General features: G+C 63.3%; 13 protein-coding genes. 9 read left to right on the top strand and 4 right to left on the bottom strand.

Features of this window, described 5'->3' with window-relative positions; translation table 11 throughout:
- Window positions 1-33: 33 nt before the first annotated feature.
- Both HMPREF2792_RS06860 and HMPREF2792_RS06855 read left to right on the top strand, forming a co-directional pair.
- Entirely contained in the window at window positions 34-510 is a 477-nt protein-coding gene (locus tag HMPREF2792_RS06860; protein WP_070522684.1) for a MarR family winged helix-turn-helix transcriptional regulator, read from the top strand.
- Window positions 511-4,473 carry a Pls/PosA family non-ribosomal peptide synthetase gene (locus HMPREF2792_RS06855; RefSeq protein ID WP_070532210.1) on the top strand — a complete coding sequence of 1,321 codons (3,963 nt, stop codon included), beginning with the start codon at window positions 511-513 and terminating at the stop codon, window positions 4,471-4,473.
- Between the two features lie 81 nt (window positions 4,474-4,554).
- On the opposite strand, the gene ppk2 is transcribed toward HMPREF2792_RS06855, so the two are convergent.
- From ppk2 to HMPREF2792_RS06835, 4 genes are all read right to left on the bottom strand, one after another.
- On the bottom strand, window positions 4,555-5,454 hold the full coding sequence (gene ppk2, locus HMPREF2792_RS06850; protein ID WP_070522677.1) for a polyphosphate kinase 2: 900 nt from the start codon (window positions 5,452-5,454) through the stop codon (window positions 4,555-4,557).
- 434 nt (window positions 5,455-5,888) lie between these two features.
- Window positions 5,889-6,068: a PorH family porin gene (locus HMPREF2792_RS06845; RefSeq protein WP_070532208.1), complete on the bottom strand. Its 180-nt coding sequence runs from the start codon at window positions 6,066-6,068 to the stop codon at window positions 5,889-5,891.
- Between the two features lie 494 nt (window positions 6,069-6,562).
- Entirely contained in the window at window positions 6,563-8,209 is a 1,647-nt protein-coding gene (gene groL / locus HMPREF2792_RS06840; RefSeq protein ID WP_070522669.1) for a chaperonin GroEL, read from the bottom strand.
- A gap of 290 nt (window positions 8,210-8,499) precedes the next feature.
- The gene (locus tag HMPREF2792_RS06835; RefSeq protein ID WP_070532206.1) at window positions 8,500-10,473 is read right to left on the bottom strand and encodes an OPT family oligopeptide transporter; all 1,974 of its coding nucleotides are present in this window, start codon (window positions 10,471-10,473) and stop codon (window positions 8,500-8,502) included.
- A 97-nt stretch (window positions 10,474-10,570) separates the two neighbouring features.
- Between HMPREF2792_RS06835 and HMPREF2792_RS06830 the strand changes: the two genes are divergently transcribed.
- From HMPREF2792_RS06830 to HMPREF2792_RS06800, 7 genes are all read left to right on the top strand, one after another.
- Entirely contained in the window at window positions 10,571-11,938 is a 1,368-nt protein-coding gene (locus HMPREF2792_RS06830) for a dipeptidase (RefSeq protein WP_070532203.1), read from the top strand.
- Between the two features lie 228 nt (window positions 11,939-12,166).
- Window positions 12,167-15,100 (top strand): Na+/H+ antiporter subunit A, encoded by a 2,934-nt coding sequence (locus tag HMPREF2792_RS06825; protein ID WP_070532199.1) that lies wholly within the window; start codon window positions 12,167-12,169, stop codon window positions 15,098-15,100.
- The gene (locus tag HMPREF2792_RS06820; protein ID WP_070532196.1) at window positions 15,100-15,600 is read left to right on the top strand and encodes a Na(+)/H(+) antiporter subunit C; all 501 of its coding nucleotides are present in this window, start codon (window positions 15,100-15,102) and stop codon (window positions 15,598-15,600) included. Before HMPREF2792_RS06825 ends, HMPREF2792_RS06820 begins: the two co-directional genes overlap by 1 nt.
- Window positions 15,593-17,389: a Na+/H+ antiporter subunit D gene (locus HMPREF2792_RS06815; protein WP_070532193.1), complete on the top strand. Its 1,797-nt coding sequence runs from the start codon at window positions 15,593-15,595 to the stop codon at window positions 17,387-17,389. The genes HMPREF2792_RS06820 and HMPREF2792_RS06815 overlap by 8 nt, the downstream gene beginning before the upstream one ends.
- Entirely contained in the window at window positions 17,386-17,904 is a 519-nt protein-coding gene (locus HMPREF2792_RS06810) for a Na+/H+ antiporter subunit E (protein ID WP_070532191.1), read from the top strand. Before HMPREF2792_RS06815 ends, HMPREF2792_RS06810 begins: the two co-directional genes overlap by 4 nt.
- On the top strand, window positions 17,904-18,176 hold the full coding sequence (locus tag HMPREF2792_RS06805) for a monovalent cation/H+ antiporter complex subunit F (protein ID WP_010188770.1): 273 nt from the start codon (window positions 17,904-17,906) through the stop codon (window positions 18,174-18,176). The genes HMPREF2792_RS06810 and HMPREF2792_RS06805 overlap by 1 nt, the downstream gene beginning before the upstream one ends.
- Complete coding sequence (locus tag HMPREF2792_RS06800; RefSeq protein WP_070522648.1) at window positions 18,173-18,553, top strand: monovalent cation/H(+) antiporter subunit G; 381 nt, start codon at window positions 18,173-18,175, stop codon at window positions 18,551-18,553. The genes HMPREF2792_RS06805 and HMPREF2792_RS06800 overlap by 4 nt, the downstream gene beginning before the upstream one ends.
- Window positions 18,554-18,564 lie beyond the last annotated feature (11 nt).

Genomic DNA, 18,564 nt, shown 5'->3' with positions numbered 1-18,564 from the left:
GCATGCCACCGTAGGCGCGTTAGAATCATCGGCATGCCTTCATTGAATTCTGTTTCCATCCCTACCGCACTCCTGGAGTCCCCCTCCTTCCAGCTGGAGCGCCTCCGCCGCCGCACCCGCGAAGGCGTCGAGGCCGCGCTGCAAACACAGCGGACTACCTTGCGCGAATACTGGGTGCTCACCTGCCTCGTTGCAGAGACCGCGTCCTCCCAGTCCGCCCTGTCGGAAACCCTGGCCATCGACGCCTCCGACATGGTGCGCCTCCTCGATTCACTGGAGTCCCGCCATTGGGTCAAGCGTGAGCGTGACTCCAAGGACCGCCGCCGCCAAATCATTGCCTCCACCAAGAAAGGCACCAAGGCCCACAAGGAGCTTGCGGTCTTGGTGGCGAAGGCGGAGGACGAGGCCCTCGACGAGTCCACCAACAAGCAGCTCAAGCACCTGCGCAAGCTGGCCACCGCCATCATCGCGGCCGACGCGCCCGGTGATGCAGAAAGCAGTGATGCCTAAATGACGGAGCCCGATAATCTTCCTAGTACCGGAGGCCGCCACGCCCTCCAGGCGGACGAGCCCGAGACCCCAGCAATGCCCGAGGTTCCCGCGCACTACCTCCTAGGTTCCGAGGCCGCACCGGCGCGCACCCTGTGGGACGTCGTGCGCACCACAGCAGAGAACTACCCCGAGGCTGCCGCCCTGGATGACGGTGAGATCCTGACCTACGCCGAGCTGCTTGCCGACGTCTCCGCCTGGGCCACCGAGCTCCACGCCAGCGGTGTGCGGCGCGGAGACCGCATCGGCATCCGCATGACCTCCGGCAAGCGCGAGCTCTACCTGGCCATCCTGTCCACGCTCGCCGCCGGCGCGGCCTACGTGCCCGTCGACGCCGACGACCCCGATGAACGCGCCGAGATGGTCTTCGGCGAGGCCGACATCGACGGTGTCTTCACCGACGAGGGCTTCCGCATGCTCCGGGAAACATCAGCCTCCCGTAGCGGCGAAGGCGACACCACCCCCTTCGACGAACCGCGTCCAGAAGACACCGCGTGGATCATCTTTACCTCCGGTTCTACGGGCAAGCCCAAGGGCGTGGCGGTGAGCCACCGTTCCGCGGCCGCCTTCGTTGACGCCGAGGCAGCCCTCTTCCTGGCGGATAACCCGCATGGCCCGCTCGGCCCGGACGACCGCGTTCTCGCGGGACTCTCCGTAGCTTTCGACGCCTCCTGCGAGGAAATGTGGCTGGCCTGGGGCCACGGTGCTTGCCTGGTCCCGGCCCCGCGCTCCCTAGTGCGCTCCGGCATGGACCTAGGCCCCTGGCTCATTCGCCGTGACATCACGGTGGTCTCCACCGTGCCAACCCTGGCTGGCCTGTGGCCCGCCGAGGCCCTGGATAATATCCGCCTCCTCATCGTCGGCGGCGAAGCCTGCTCCCAGGAGCTGGTGGACCGCTTAGCCACCGAGGACCGCGAGATGTGGAATACCTACGGCCCCACCGAGGCCACCGTCGTAGCCTGCGCGCAACGCATGCTGCCGGGCCAGCCCGTGTCGATCGGGCTGCCGTTGAAGGGCTGGGACCTGGTGGTCGTCGACAAGCACGGCGTCCCCGTGAACACCGGTGAGGTGGGCGAGCTCGTCATCGGTGGCGTGGGCCTGGCCGCCTACCTGGACCCGGTCAAGGACGCGGAGAAGTACGCGCCGCTGGAGTCCCTGGGCTGGGAGCGCGCCTACCGCACAGGTGACCACGTGCGTCTTGAAGAGGACGGCCTGTACTTCGTGGGCCGCGTTGATGATCAGGTGAAGATTGGCGGCCGCCGCATCGAGCTCGGTGAGGTGGAGGCCAACGTGGCGGCCCTTCCCAACGTGTATAACTCCGCCGTGGCCGTGCAGAAGACACCGGGCGGCGAGTCCGTGCTCGTCGGTTACGTCTCCCTGGATGACCCGGATGCAGGATTCGACCACGAGGCGGCGCACGTCCGTCTCGCGGAATCCATGCCGGCAGCGCTCGTCCCCCGCATTTGTGTCATGGATGAGCTGCCGATTCGCACCTCCGGCAAGGTGGATAAGAAGGCCCTGCCGTGGCCACTGCCCGGCGTGGGTGTGGAGGCATCCGGCCTCAACCCCACCGAGCAGTGGTTGGCGGAGCTGTGGGTGGACACCCTGGGCGTGTCCGTCGAGGACGTCAACGCCGACTTCTTCTCCCTCGGCGGCACCTCGCTGGCCGCGGCGACCCTGGTCGGCCGCATCCGCGAGCGCTTCCCCACCGTGGCCGTGCGTGACCTCTACGACCACCCTCGCCTGGGCTCGCTCGCGGAGCAGCTTGCCGACGCCGAATCCGTCGAGGACTCCGGCCCCGCCCGCGAGGTAGCGCCCGTGCGCGCCGGTACGCGCATCGCGCAAACGCTCATCCAGATCCCGGTGATGACCATGGCCGCCACGAGCTGGCTGGCTTGGTTGCTCTTGGGCTCCAACGTGGCGAACCTGCTGGGCGTGGACTGGGCCATGACCACCCCGTGGTGGCTGGTGGCCATCCTGCTCGTCGTCTTCGTCACCCCGGTTGGGCGCATCCCACTGGGTGGTTACGGCGCGCGGCTTATCACCGCCGGCATCACGCCTGGCGAGTACCCGCGCGGCGGTTCCACGCACCTGCGCATTTGGGCCGCTGAGCGCTGGGTTAATGCCATAGGCGCCAGCTCCCTGGCGGGCGCTACCCGCGTCAATAACTATGCCCGCGCCTTGGGCGTGAAGATTGGCCGCGGCGTGGACCTTCACTCATTGCCACCCGTCACCGGCCTGCTGACCTTGGGCAAGCACGCCGCTATCGAACCGGAAGTGGACCTCACCGGCTACTGGCTGGACGGCGACATCCTCCGCGTCGGTGCCATCGAGGTCAAGGAAGGCGCGCGCGTGGGTGCGCGCTCCACGCTGCTGCCGGGCACCGTCGTGGGCAAGTACGCCCACGTAGAGGCCGGCTCCACCGTGACGGGGCGCAAGAAGGTCAAGGACGGCCAGCGCTGGTCCGGCTCCCCCGCCAAGAAGGTGGGCCGCTCCAAGCACCGCTTCCCGTCCCATGCCCCGAAGCGCCGTCCCCTATGGGTTCCTGTGTATGACTTCACGTCCGTCCTGCTAGCCGTGCAGCCCATTGTGGCGCTGGCGGTCGGCGCGGCTGTCGTCGTTAGCCTCATCGCGCTGACCGATGGCTCCGCCTTCGTCGGCTCCATCTTCTTCGCACCGCTCGGCGCCCTGGTGGCATTTGCTACCTATATGCTGCAAACCTGGCTGGGCGTGCGCCTCCTTTCGATTGGCATCACGCCCGGTGTTGCACCGGTGCGCTCCGCCAAAGGTTGGCGCTTGTGGACCATCGAGAGGCTCATGGATGAAGCTCGCACTCAGCTCTTCCCCATCTATGCCTCGCAGCTCACCCCGGCGTGGCTGCGTTCGCTGGGTGCGACGATTGGCAAGGACGTGGAGATTTCCACGGCCGTCATGGTGCCCAAACTCACCGAGGTCAAAGACGGCGCCTTCCTGGCGGATGACACCATGATCGGCGGCTACGAGCTCGGCGGCGGTTGGATGCTCACGGGTGAGACCAAGGTGGGCAAGCGCTCCTTCGTGGGTAACTCCGGCATCACGGGTCCGGGCCGCAAGCTGTCGAAGAACTCGCTGGTTGCCGTTCTCTCGTCGACGCCGAAGAAGACTAAGTCCGGTGCCAACTGGTGGGGCTCCCCACCGGAGCGCATGCGCCGCGTCGAGGCCCACGTGGAGGGCGTGCAGGGCGAGTCCCTCACCTACTCCCCGGGCTTTGGGGTCAAGGCCGCACGCGGTGCGATTGAGACCATGCGCCTGTTGGCGCCGATGACCTCGGCCATGCTGCTGGCGGGGACCCTGGCATCGCTCTACGCGCTTGCCGACGCCCTCGGCGTCGCCGCCGCCTGGGCCCTCGGCGGCCTCATCCTCATGGTGGCGGGCGCTATCGCGATGACGGTCACAGTAGCCGCGAAGTGGATCTGCGTGGGCACGCAGACCGCCGGCGACCACCCGCTGTGGTCTGCCTTCGTGTGGCTCAACGAGCTGCAAGATACCTTCGTTGAGGCGGTTGCTGCGCCGTGGTTCTTTAGCCACACCTATGGCATGGGTGAGATCAACCTGGGCCTGCGCGCGCTGGGCGTCAGGATTGGCCGCGGTGCGTGGATCGACTCCTACTGGTTCCCGGAGACCGATCTCTGCATCGTGGGCGACGGCGCATCCGTCGGCCCGGGCACCGTGGTGCAAACGCACCTCTTCCAGGACCGCGTGATGAGCTTAGACACCGTGACTATCAAGGCCGGTGCAACCTTGGGTTCGCACTCGGTGGCGCTGCCCGCCTCAGTCATTGGCAGCGTGGCGACGGTGGGCCCCGGCTCCCTGGTGATGCGCGGCGATCAGGTCCCGAGCAATTCCGTTTGGCAGGGCAACCCGATTGAGCCCTGGAAGAAATAGATAAACAGAAAGGAGGCGGCAGGTTTTCCTGCCGCCTCCATTTTATGCCTGACTCGCTAATAAGCGGTCGGGGTGCCGTGACTAGTCACCGATCTGGTCGCGTCCGCGCTTCACGATCTTGTCATCCACCTGACCAACGACCTCGTGGTCCTTGTTGGTGTATTCAAACTTCGAGAGCACGTAGCGCATAGCGTTGATGCGGGCGCGCTTCTTATCGTTGGACTTAATGGTGATCCACGGGGATTCTTCGGTATCCGTGTAGCGGAACTGCTCTTCCTTCGCGCGGGTGTAGTCATCCCACTTATCCAGGGAGGCCAGGTCCATGGGTGACAGCTTCCACTGGCGGACCGGGTCAATCTGGCGGATGGCGAAGCGAGTGCGCTGTTCCTTGCGGGTCACGGAGAACCACAGCTTGGTCAGCGAAATGCCCGAGCCAAGAATCATGTTCTCCAGCATCGGCACCTCACGCAGGAACTCTGCATGCTGGGACTCCGTGCAGAAGCCCATGACGCGCTCCACGCCGGAGCGGTTGTACCAGGAGCGGTCGAAGAAGACGATTTCGCCGCCACACGGGAAGTGCTCAATGTAGCGCTGGAAATACCATGAGGTGGACTCGCGCGGGGAGGGCTTCTCGAGTGCCACGGTGCGGGCACCACGCGGGTTGAGGTGCTCGTTGAAGCGCTTGATGGTGCCGCCCTTACCAGCGGCGTCGCGGCCTTCGAAGAGAATGATGTGGCGCTGGCCGGTTTCCTTGGTCCAGTTCTGCCACTTCAGCAGCTCAATTTGCAGGGAGCGCTTAATGGACTCGTACTCGTCACGCGTCATGCGCTCCTCGTACGGGTAGTTCTCGCGCCAGGTTTCAACCGGTGAGCCATCCGGCATGATGAGCGAGGGATCGTCCTCATCGGAGTCATCGACGACGTAGCCGTCGGTCTGCGCAAGGTCGATCTCGGGGAGTTCGTCGTCTTTAATGTCAGCCATACCATTAATTCTATCTAGGAAGCAGGCATCTGGCTCGATAAAACGATTTGGAGCCGCTCAATTTACCCCCATAATGCCCGACGGGCGGCAGCCGCCGCCCAGAATGTACGTTTCTAACAAATAGTGCCCCCAGAATTCGAGGATCTGGGGGCTTATTTGATCGATCTGCACCCGCCCCGCGGTGGCGGTGGGTTCTTGATACGGGAAACCCCGCTGCCCTCAAGTGGGACAGCGGGGTTAACGCTTTAGTTCTGCGTAAGCAGCGTGGTGCTTAGAGCAGGCCGATCAGCTTGGAAGCGCCGTCAGCCATGGTGCCCAGACCGTAGAAAATGTTGAGCAGGAGGCCGATGATGCCGGTGGAAGAAAGGGTACCCATTTGAAATCTCCTTGGGATTGAAAGTGTGTGTTTAGTGCTGCCCTAAAGGGAAGCTAGTTTACTTCTTGGAGGACAGGCCCTCGAGAACGGAGGTATCCGGCTTAACCGGGTAGTTTTCCGTGGTGGCAGCGCCGGAGATGAGGTCAAAGACGCTAGCGAAGCCGCCGAAGAGCTTCTTGATGCCGTCAGCGAAGTCAGCGAAGTTACCGAGCTGGTCACCGATGAAAGAAAGATCCATTATGGTCTCCTCTTGTGAAGTCCGGGTAGAGAAATTGCCCGGAGGGGTTTGCAGTTTGCAGACACCCTCAGCGGGCGTCACACGAAACTATTTTGGCACACCACTGAAACATTGCAAGTGGATTCGTGGGTGACTTTTCGAGCACAGCGCTTCGAAAATCAGATTCACTTTTCAGGTTATTTATTCACCATTTGTTAACCTAGCCAGCAACAATGCGCCTATCTGCGTAAATGAACGGCGGCGGGTGTCCTGCCTCAAAAAATCTTCGTCGAAACGTAACGCGAGCCCCTAAAATTGCGATTCATAGGCCCGATTTACGGAGTAATTTCGCCACATTTTTCTCGCGGCAACATCGCGTATTACCCCTATCCGGGGGAGCAATAGGATACAAAAGGGTCTCAAGACGAAGAAAGCTCCCCACGGTCAACCGTGGGGAGCATCTATTTTGCTAGTAGCTGAGGCCGCAAGACGCCTCAGCCCGGGGAAGGAGCGGACTAGAAGCCCATGCCGCCCATTGCGTCAGCGTCCGGCATGCCAGCGCCTGCACCAGCCGGCTCCGGCTTATCAGCCACAACCGCCTCGGTGGTCAGGAACAGGGCTGCGATGGACGCAGCGTTCTGCAGCGCGGAACGAGTGACCTTAACTGGGTCATTGATGCCCGCGGCCATCAAGTCCACATACTCGCCAGATGCGGCGTTGAGGCCCTGGCCAGCCGGCAGGGAGGCGACCTTGTCAGCGACAACGCCCGGCTCCAGACCAGCGTTCTGAGCAATCTGCTTCAGCGGAGCAGACAGCGCCTCGCGGACGATCTTGACACCGGTTGCCTCATCACCAGTGAGGTCGGAAAGGGAATCCAGAACCTCGGCTGCCTGCAGCAGAGCCACGCCGCCACCGGCGACGATGCCCTCCTCAACAGCAGCCTTAGCGTTACGCACGGCATCCTCGATGCGGTGCTTGCGCTCCTTGAGCTCCACCTCGGTAGCAGCGCCAACCTTGAGGACTGCCACGCCGCCGGCCAGCTTGGCTAGGCGCTCCTGCAGCTTCTCACGGTCGTAATCGGAGTCGGAGTTCTCAATCTCGGCGCGGATCTGCTTGATGCGGCCGTCGATCTGCTCCTGGGAACCAGCACCCTGAACGATGGTGGTCTCATCCTTGGTCACGACAACCTTGCGGGCCTGGCCGAGGTACTCGAGCTCGGTGGTCTCCAGGGAGAGGCCGACCTCCTCGGAAATGACCTGGCCTCCGGTGAGGATAGCCATGTCCTGCAGGGTGGCCTTGCGGCGGTCACCGAAGCCCGGAGCCTTCACAGCAACAGACTTGAAGGTGCCGCGGATCTTGTTGACCACGAGGGTGGACAGGGCCTCGCCCTCAACATCTTCAGCGATAATCAGCAGCGGCTTGCCGGTCTGCATGACCTTCTCCAGCAGCGGGACGAGGTCCTTGATGTTGGAAATCTTGGAGGAAACCAGCAGGATGTACGGGTCCTCGAGGACAGCCTCCTGGCGCTCCATGTCGGTAGCGAAGTAGCCAGAGATGTAGCCCTTGTCGAAGCGCATGCCTTCGGTGACTTCCAAGTCAACGCCGAAGGTGTTGGACTCCTCAACGGTGATGACGGAGTCCTTGTTCACGGAGCCGTTGCCCACGGTGTACATAGCCTCAGCGATCTTCTCGCCGATGGCCGGGTCAGCAGCGGAGATACCTGCGGTGGTAGCAATCTCTTCCTGCGTCTCTACTTCCTTCGCAGAGGAGAGCAGGGAGTCAACAACCTTCTTGGTAGCGGCCTCGATGCCGCGCTTGATGCCCATCGGGTTGGAACCAGCGGCCACGTTGCGCAGGCCCTCACGCACAAGAGCCTGTGCCAGGACGGTAGCGGTGGTGGTGCCGTCACCGGCGACGTCGTCAGTCTTCTTGGCTACTTCCTTGACCAGCTCTGCGCCGATCTTCTCGTACGGGTCCTCGAGCTCGATCTCGCGCGCGATGGAGACACCGTCGTTAGTAATGGTCGGGGCACCCCAGGACTTCTCCAGGACGACGTTGCGGCCCTTAGGGCCGAGGGTGACCTTGACGGCGTCGGCAAGCGTGTTGAGACCACGCTCGAGGCCGCGACGTGCCTCTTCATCGAAGGCAATGATCTTTGCCATGTGTTTGTGCTCCTTAAGCTTTGTTGAGGACGACACTCACGTCTGATCTATGACGGACGCCCGCGACGGCACGGCTGGCGAGTGTTCTCCAGCCCCAACCACATAGATGACTCTGTTTATTTCTGGCACTTGCCATGTGGAAGTGCTAGCGACCATTCTGGCACTCAGACCTAGCGACTGCAAGGTTCAACACGAACGCTATAAGCGAACGGGCGGTGCAACAGCACCGCCCGTTAATACGAACCGCCCACTAAATCGAACCGTCCATTAAACCGAAGTCCTAGCTCCGCTTAAGCCTCGGCCTTCTTCGCCGTCCACTTGTACGCCGCAGCAATGCCGCCGACGAAGAGGATGACGCCGACGATCTTGGCAGCGGTTCCGCCCTCGAAGATCTCCAGCGGGGACTCGCCGCCCGACGCCGCGATAATGCCAGCGTTGACCACGCCGAAGAGGGACTCACCGACGATGAGGCCGGTGGCCAGCAGCGTGCCCATGCGCTTAGCAAAGTCCGGCTTGGACTGGCGCGCCGCCCAGCGGTTGTAGAAGGCACCCAAGATGGCGCCAATCGGCACCACAATCGTGATGGCCGCTGGCAGGTACATGCCCATGCCCACCGCCAGCGGGGACAGGGAGTACTTGTCGGTGAAGTGACGCAGGCACTCGTCGACGATGATGATGACGGCGCCGATCGCCGCGCCCAGGCCGATGAGATCCCACGGCAGCGAGTTATCAAAAATACCGGATGCCACCGAGGACATCAGCGCGGCCTGCGGTGCAGCCAGCGCATCCTCGCCAGCACCTTCCATGCCCTGGAAACCAAAGCCGGTGAGCATGACCTGCAGAATCGGTGGAATCACCATGGAGCCGAAGAGGACACCGATGATGAGCGCTACCTGCTGCTTCCACGGCGTCGCGCCAACCAGCTGACCGGTCTTGAGGTCCTGCAAGTTGTCATTGGAAATGGTCGCGATACCGAAGACGATGGCCGCGGTAAACAGCGTGTAGGCCACCAGCGAGAGCGGCTCCGCTTCCGTACCGCGCGTCACGGCGGCAATCAGCAATGCGGCGGCGATGACCGCGATGATGCCGATAGATGAGATCGGCGAGTTGGACGCACCAATAAGGCCAGCCATGTAGCCGCAGACCGACGCGATAACGAGGCCCACAAGCAGAGTGAAGAGCACGGACACGGTGATGAGCACGCCCATGTGCTCATGGATGTCGGTGCCGCGCACGAAGTTCCACAGCAGCAGTCCAATCGGAACCATGAGTAGAAGGATGGTGCCAACGACATACGGTGCCGGAATATCGCGCTCCTCCACCGCCACCTGGTGGCCGTCCTTGCGGTTACGGGAGGAAGCGAAGGACTCAGCCATGCCCTTGACAATCGGACCGGAAATCTTAATCAGCGTCCAAATGGCGGCGATGGCCATGGTGCCCACGCCGATGAAGCGGATCCTGTCGGAGAAGACCGTGTCGACGGTGTCCATGATCGTGGCCGGATCACTCAGTGCCTCCCCACCGGTGAGAATGGGCAGCAGGATGAGGTAGGAAATGACCACGCCGACGAGCATGGCGATACCCACCGCCAAGCCCACGAGGTGGCCCACACCGACCAACGCCAGGGACAGCGAGGTGCCAAGCGTCGTCGCACCCGAGCCCAGCTTGAAATAAGTGGCCACCTCAGAGGCTGCAGCCTTCATCGCAGCAAGCAAAGCCATGACGGCGGAAAGGATGCCACCGAAGACGATGACACGCAGGCCCTTCGCGTTTTCCTCGTGCGCGGCCTCGCCGTCCTCGCCGGAGCTATCGCCCACCTTGAGAACCTCAGCCGCGGCCACGCCCTCCGGGTAGGGCAGATCGGAGCCCGTCACCAGCGCACGGCGCAGCGGGATGGAGTACATCACGCCGAGCACACCACCGATGGCGCAGACAGCGGCGGTATCGACGAAGGAGAAGCCCTGCCAGTAGCCCACCATGACCAGGCCGGGGAGCACGAAGATGATGGCGGACAAAGTGCCGGCTGCCGACGCGATGGTTTGCACAATGTTGTTCTCTTTGACGTTGTGCCCGGCGAAGCGGCGCAGCACCGCCATGGAAATCACGGCGGCAGGAATGGACGTGGCAAACGTCAGACCCACTTTGAGGCCCAGATACACGTTGGCGGCGGTAAAAATGAGAGTGATGAGCCCACCAATGATGATGCCCCGGAGCGTAAGCTCGCGGACCGTGGACTGGGAACCTTCGGCGGTGGTAGTCGCCATGTCAGGTCCTTTCTAAAAGAATTTGGACTAGAACCATGAATATATTACTACCTAACGCTCGGCAGGCCGATTCGAGGATGCGAGTAGGTTGGAGGGCATGAGCAACATTTCTGAGTTTGTCAGCAACGACCGCGATACCATTTTCCAGCAACTCAAGGAGCTCGTCTCCTTCAATTCTGTCCACAACGAGCCGGGCCTCGAGGACCAGCCCGCGAAGGCTGCCGAGTGGGTTCAGGCCGCGCTTGTCGACGCCAACTTCACCCCCGAAGCCATCACCACCGCTGATGGTTCCACGGCGATCGTCGCCAAGCGCCCCGGCAAGGAGGGCGCGAAGACGGTGCTGCTGTACTCGCACTACGACGTGGTTCCTGCCGGAAACCCCGACGCGTGGGACTCCGATCCTTTCACCCTGACTGAGCGCGAGGGCCGCTGGTACGGCCGCGGCGCCGCGGACTGCAAGGGCAACGTGGCCATGCACCTCGCCGCGCTGCGCGCGCTCGACGCTCAGGGTGGAACCGATCTCAACCTCACCGTGCTCATCGAGGGCTCTGAGGAACGCGGCGGCGAGGGCCTGTCCGCGCTCATCGAGGAGCGCCCGGAGCTCTTCGCCGCCGACGCCATCCTCATCGCCGACGCCGGCAACGCCAAGGCAGGCGTGCCGACTTTGACCACCTCCCTGCGCGGCGGCTCCCAGATCAACGTCAAGGTCTCCACCCTCAACTCGGCAGTGCACTCCGGACAGTTCGGCGGCGCGGCTCCCGACGCCGTCAAGGCCCTCATGCGTGCACTGGATTCCCTGACGGATGAGTACGGCCGCACGACTATCGACGGCGTCGATTGTGAGGGCACCTGGCCGCTGGCCGAGGGGCAGGACACCGCCTACCGCGAGGAGGACTTCCGCGCCGACGCCCAAATGCTCGAGGGCACCGAGATCATGGGCGCGAAGGATCCGAAAGGCGCCACCGCCATCGCTGACATGATCTGGGCCCGCCCCGCCGTGACCGTGACCGGCTTTACCTCCACCCCGGTCTCCGAGGCGGTCAACGCCGTGCCCGCTACCGCCGAAGCCAACATCAACCTGCGCACCCCCGCCACCATGGACCCCCGCTCCACCGCGGAAGCAGTGGCCGAGCACCTGAAGAAGCACATTCCGTGGGGCGCGCACATCGAGGTCACCATCCTCGAGGCCAACCTGGGCTTCGAAACCGATCCGTCCAAGCCCGCCGTCGCCCTGCTCGGTGAGTGCCTGGGCGAGGCCTACGGTTCCGAGACCATCACCCAGGGCATGGGCGGCTCCATCCCGCTGACCGTGGAGCTGCAGGAGAAGCACCCGAACGCAGAGATTGCGCTCTTTGGTGTCGAGGAGCCGCAGTGCACCATCCACTCCGCTAACGAGTCGGTCGACCCGACTGAGATTGAGAAGATTGCGATCGCTGAGGCGCTCTTCCTCCAGCGTTTCGCTTAGGCGAAACGATCCCTGCCCGACCGCGCAATCCACTGGGCAGGGATCGTCTTCTTTTCAGTTGGCCGCTTGGCGACGTGGCGGAACGCCAACAGGAGACACAGATATAACTGTATGAAACGAAAATGTGAAAATTGGGATTTCAGACTGTATCGTGAGCACTAGTGAACGCCCGCCGCTGCGGTGGGTTTTGCCCAGTCCCCGACAAGGAAAGGACGCCACCGCAACCTCGTGCTCACTCTCTTCAGCGCCTTGGTACTTGCTACCATCGCCGCTCCATTCCTCCTTTTCTATCTCGGCCGCCGCGCCTTCGGCCTCCTTGCCGTCGTGCCCGCGGTGGGATTCTTCTGGGTGCTCCAACAGCTCACCACCGGAACGCTGCGCGACGGCAACCAGCTGGCATACGACCTCAACTGGATGCCCGCCGCGCACCTAACGATCAATCTGCGCATGGACGCGCTTTCGGCGCTGTTCAGCCTCATCATTTTGGGCGTGGGCGCGCTGGTCCTGCTGTATTGCTGGGGTTATTTCGACCACTCCCGGCGCCGCCTGGCCCTCTTCGGCAGCCAGATGGTGGGCTTTGCCACGGCCATGTATGGCCTGGTCATTTCCGATAATTTCCTGCTGCTCTACGTCTTCTGGGAAATCACCTCCTTGCTCTCCTTCCTCCTCGTGAGCTATTACGGCGAGCGCGCCTCATCCCGGCGCTCAGCGCAGCAGGCACTCATGGTCACCGTCCTTGGCGGCCTGGCCATGCTCGTGGGCATTACCCTCCTCGGCCGCCAGACCGGCGCGTGGTCCTTCAGCGATATCGCCGCCACCGAGGACCTGGCCAACACGCCTTTCCTCACCGTGGCCATCGTGCTGATTCTCTGCGGTGCGCTCTCCAAATCCGCCATCGCCCCCGCCCACTTTTGGCTGCCAGGCGCCATGGCCGCGCCGACCCCGGTCTCTGCCTACCTACACTCCGCAGCAATGGTGAAGGCCGGCATCTACCTCGTCGCACGCCTAGCACCCTCGGTGCATGACATCCCTACCTGGCACCTCGTGGTCATCCCCTTGGGTGCGTTCACCATGCTGCTCGGTGGTTGGATGGCGCTCAAGCAGCGTGACCTGAAGTTGGTTCTGGCCTACGGCACCGTCTCGCAGCTGGGTTTTATCACCGCCATCATCGCCATCGGCTCCCGCGAGGCCATGCAGGCAGGCCTGGCGCTGACCTTTGCGCACTCCCTCTTCAAAGCAGCGCTCTTCATGATCGTCGGCGCCATTGACCACTCGGCGGGCACGAGGGACATCGACAAGCTGGCAGGCCTGGGCAAGAAGAAACCCGCGCTGTACATCCTGGCCATCCTCCCCGCGATGTCGATGGCCGGTATCCCGCCGCTGCTGGGTTTTGTGTCCAAGGAGGCCACGCTCGAGGCGATTATGCACGAGGAGCTCTTGGTCGGCATGCCGCGCAACATGCTGCTCGTGACGGTCGTCGTCGGCTCCGCGCTGACCATGGCCTATGCGCTGCGCTTCCTCTGGGGTGCGTTCTCCTCGAAGGGGCAGGAGGAGCCCTCTGAGGCAGTAGCGAATATGCACCACATCGGCCCCTTCCTGTGGATCCCGCCGACGGTGCTGACTCTGCTGACCATCTTCTTTGGTCTGCTGCCGCTGCCCTTGTCCCACGGCATCGCGCAGCACCTGGACAACACCTTTGGCGCGGAGCAGGCCTCCGAACTAGCGCTGTGGCATGGCTTTACCATCCCGTTGCTGCTCTCCGTGCTCATCATCGTGGCCGGTTCTCTCCTGCACTGGCAGCGCCAGGCCCTCGCGAAGGCCCAGTTCACCTACCCGGCCTTGGGCTCGGCCGATGACTCCTACGACGCCGTCATCAACGCCCTGCGCCAACTCTCCCTGCGCATCACCGCCTCCACGCAGCGCGGTTCGCTGCAGTTCAACCTCACGGTCATCTTTGCCACGCTCATGGTGCTGCCCATCGTCATGCTCATCCGCGGCGACCTCACCAACGTGCACATGATCGTGGCCGAGAACCCCTGGCAGGCCATCGCCGCGGTGGTCATCATCATCGCCGCCATCGCCGCCACGGTGCTGGATAACCGCCTCTCCGGCGTCATCCTGGTCGGCGCGACGGGCTACGCCTTGTCCTTCATCTTTGCGCTTCACGGCGCGCCGGACTTGGCGCTGACGCAGCTCCTCGTGGAGACCATCATCATGGTGCTCTTCATGCTCGTGCTGCGCCGCATGCCGGCGAATACCGAGTGGAAGCAGGACCCCAAATCCGGCCGCCTGCGCGCGTGGCTGGCGGTGGGCGTGGGCCTGGCCGTCACCGTGGTGGGCATGTTCGCCATCAACGCCCGGCGCGAGGAACCCATCTCGCAGTACATGCCGGAATTGGCCAAGGAGATCGGCCACGGCGCCAACACGGTCAACGTCTTGCTCGTGGACCTGCGCGCGTGGGATACCTTCGGCGAAATCACGGTGCTCATCATCGCGGCGACGGGAATCGCCTCACTGATCTACCGCACGCAGAGCTTCACCCGCTCCTCCCGCCGCCCGACTTTGCAGGTCACCGGCCGCCGCTGGCTGGCCGCGGGTGTGGAATCGGAGAAGGCGCTCAACCGCTCGCTCATGGTGGACGTGAGCACCCGCATCCTCTTCCCCTCGATGATGGTGCTCTCCCTCTACTTCTTCTTCGGCGGCCACAACGCCCCCGGCGGCGGTTTTGCCGGCGGCCTCGTGGCGGCCTTGGCGCTGATTCTGCGCTACCTGGCCGGCGGGCGCGCGGAGCTCGATGAGGCGCTGCCTCTCGACGGCGGCCGCACCATGGCGGTCGGCCTGCTGCTCTCCCTCAGCGCAGTCATCACCCCGATGCTCTTGGGCTACCCGCCGCTGACCACCGGGTACACGAAGGTCGGCGTGCCACTCATCGGTGATGTGTCCCTGCCTTCGGCGCTGATTTTCGACGCCGGCGTCTACCTCATCGTCGTCGGCCTCACACTCTACGTCCTGTCCTCCTTGGGCGCCAAGCTCGATGAGGAAGAAGAGATGCGTAAGCAACGCGCCCGCGACCGCGCTCGCTCCTTGGCACGCCGCACGAAAGAAAAAGAGAAAGAAAAAGAGAAAGAAAAAGCTGCCACCACAGAGAAAGGACACGCCTAATGGATGCCAACCTCATGCTCCTGCTCGCTGCGGGCGTGCTCTGCGGCGCCGGGGCCTACTTGTTGCTGGACCGCGCGATGACCAAGATGCTGCTCGGCATCTTGTTGCTGGGCAATGGCGCGAACCTCTTCGTGCTCATGGCCGGCGGCAAGGCGGGCTCGCCGCCTATCGACGGCCGGACCTCCCTGCCTTATGGCGAAGAAATCGCCGATCCGCTGGCCCAGGCGATGATCCTCACCGCGATCGTCATTTCAATGGCGCTGACCGGCTTCATCCTCACGTTGGCCTACCGCCAATACCGCTACCGCACCGCGGACGTGATTGAGGATGACACCGAGGACACCGCCATCGCGGCGATTGCCTCGCGCCCGGGCAATGCCTCGGCCGCCCCCGACCACGACGCCTCCAATGATCCGACCACCGGCCGCACCACGAAGGAAGGCGATAAGTTTGGCCCCGAGTTCTTCGAGGCTCCCGTGAAGGAGGCCACCGATGAGTGAAACTATCTCACCCCTGGTGAACCTGCTGCTGCCCTACGTCAGCTTTCTGATCCCCCTTCCGATCATCATCCCCGCCCTGGCGGCCGCGCTGGCGATGCTCTTTGCGCGCAATGCTCATGCGCAGCGCCGCATCGCCTTCTTCTCCCTCCTCACGCTGGCCGCGGTCAACGCCGCCCTGATCTTCATCGCGGATACCACCGGCATCCAGACCCTCCAGGTGGGCGGCTGGGACGCCCCGGTGGGCATCACGCTCGTGGCGGACCGTTTGTCCACGGTCATGCTCTTTACCTCCTCCGTCGTCCTGTTCTCCGTCATGTGGTACGCCATCTCACAGGGCGTGCGCGATGGCACCAAGGACGAACCGGTGGCGGTATTCCTGCCTAATTACATGTTGCTGACCATGGGCGTGAACGTGTCCTTCCTGGCCGGTGACTTGTTCAACCTCTACGTAGGCTTCGAGATCTTCCTCGTGTCTTCCTACGTGCTGCTGACCCTCGGCGCATCGCCCGCACGTGTGCGGGCGGGCGTGGGCTACGTCATGGTCTCCATGGCTTCCTCGCTCATCTTTGTGCTGGCCTTGGCCTATGTGTACGCCGCGGTGGGCACGATGAACATGGCCCAGATCGGCCTCCGGATGGAGGACATCCCGGCCGGTACCCGCTCCGCGGTCTTCTCCGTGTTGCTCATCGCCTTCGGCATCAAGGCAGCCATCTTCCCGCTCGATGCCTGGTTGCCGGACTCCTACCCCACCGCGCCCTCGCTCGTCACCGCGGTCTTCGCGGGCCTGCTTACCAAGGTCGGTGTCTACGCCATCATCCGCGCGCGTACCTCCATCTTCACCGGCGGCGGCCTCGATGGCCTGCTCATGTGGGTCGCACTGGCCACGATGCTCGTGGGTATCTTGGGCGCCATCGCGCAATCGGATATCAAGCGCTTGCTGTCCTTCACCCTGGTCAGCCACATCGGCTACATGGTCTTCGGCGTTGCCCTCGGCACCGCGCAAGGTTTGTCGGGCGCCATCTTCTACGCCGTGCACCACATTCTGGTGCAGACCGCTCTCTTCCTGGTGGTAGGCCTCATCGAGCGCCAAGCCGGCACATCCTCGCTGCGGCGCTTGGGCTCGCTGATTTATTCCGCACCGCTCATCGCCATTTTGTACTTCATCCCGGCCATGAACCTGGGCGGCATCCCGCCCTTCTCCGGCTTCCTGGGCAAGATCATGTTGATCCAGGCCGGCGCGAACGAGGGTTCCTGGATGTCGTGGGTGCTCATCGGCGGCGCGGTCCTCACCTCGCTGTTGACCCTCTACGTCATGATCCTCGTGTGGACCAAGGGCTTCCTGCGTGACCGCAGGGATGCCCCCGAAGGCAACCTCGCCATGGCGCGGCCCTCCCCGCTCGGGGAGGTCACCGAGTACGTCGAATTGGAGGAGCGCGCCGATGTCGGCCGCGTGCCCTTCGGCATGCTGGCCTCCACGTCCCTGCTCGTCATTGCTTCAGTGTCGATGACCTTCCTCGCCGGCCCCATCTCCGGGGTCACCACCCGCGCGGCGACGTCCGCACAGGATGACTCCATCTACCGCTACGCCGTGCTGGGGGATTCCGCCGAGGACCCAACGCGGCACTTGGACCCCGCCGAACGCTACGAGGAGGGCGCCGATTCGCGGAAGAACCGCAGCGAGCCCCTCCCGGATCCGGAGCCGGTGGCGCCGACAACGAGGACGTCGCCAAGCGCCACGCCCGCATTGCCCACCTCCGTGGATAAGGAAGAAAAGGAGGTGTCCCGATGAGATTTTCCGGAGTTAAGCACCGCTTCCGCCCGTGGTTCATGGTGTGGATCATCGTCATGTGGTGCATGCTCATGGGCGAAGTCACCGTGGCGAACCTGGTGGGCGGTCTGCTGGCCAGCCTGTTCATCGTCTTCGCGCTACCGCTGCCGGCGATGCCCGTGGCGGGGATATCGGTGAGCTGGGGCAAACTCTTCATCTTCATGGTGCAGTGGTTTGTGGAGCTGATGGAAGCTTCTATCAAGGTGGGCTGGCTGGCGGTGCGCCCGCAGGAGGTGCCCAAGACGGCGATTGTCAGGCTCCCGATGCGCTTGGAGAATGAGTTCGTTCTGGCGCTGGCGGTCAGCCTGTACAACCTGCAGCCGGGCGGCACCGTGTCTGATATCGACATTGCGAATCGCATGCTCACCATCCACCTACTCGACGCCGATTCTGAAGCCCACCTAGAGCGTGAGATCGCGGCGGTGCGCAAGCTGGAGGCCGATATGATTGCCATCTTCGAAAGGAGCCACCCCTGATGGATACTGACGTGTATAACATCCTACTCACCGTGGCCGCGGGCTTCCTCGTGGTGGCCTTCCTCATCACCACGTGGCGCATCGTCATCGGGCCCAACTCGCTTGACCGGCTCATCGCCATGGACGGGCTCGTGGCCATGTTCCAATGCGCCCTGGCCACCTATATCTGTTGGACGCTGGACACGACGGTCTCCAACGCGATGTTGGTCGTGGCGCTCCTCGGGTTCATTTCGACGGTCTCCGTTACTCGCTTTAGGAAGAGGGACTCATGAGTTACGCAGTAGTTGCCGATATCCTCTCCATCATCCTCATCCTCCTTGGCTCGATACTCACCTTGGCGGCCGCGATTGGAGTGGCGCGTTTTAAGGACACGATGGCGCGCGTGCACGCCATTGCCAAACCCCAAACCACCGGGCTCATCTTCACGATTTTGGGTGCCATCATCAAGGTGACAGGTTCGGAGAGCTTCAGCGTGGCCGAGCGCGGCGACCTGGGCATCCTGGTGCTGCTTGTTCTTTTCGCCATGATCACCAGCCCGGTGACCGCGCAAAGAACCACGCGTATCGCCCGCCGTGAGGGCCTGTACGGTCCGCCGGAGTCAATGCTGCGCAATGAGGCCCCTGCCGCGCGCTCCATGCGCCGAAAGTAGGGACACGGGCG

The organism is Corynebacterium sp. HMSC068H04 (assembly GCF_001811255.1).
Classification (GTDB): Bacteria; Actinomycetota; Actinomycetes; order Mycobacteriales; family Mycobacteriaceae; genus Corynebacterium; species Corynebacterium hesseae.
Note: the sequence above shows the minus strand (reverse complement) of the source record. Positions and strands in the feature narration are given on the sequence as shown.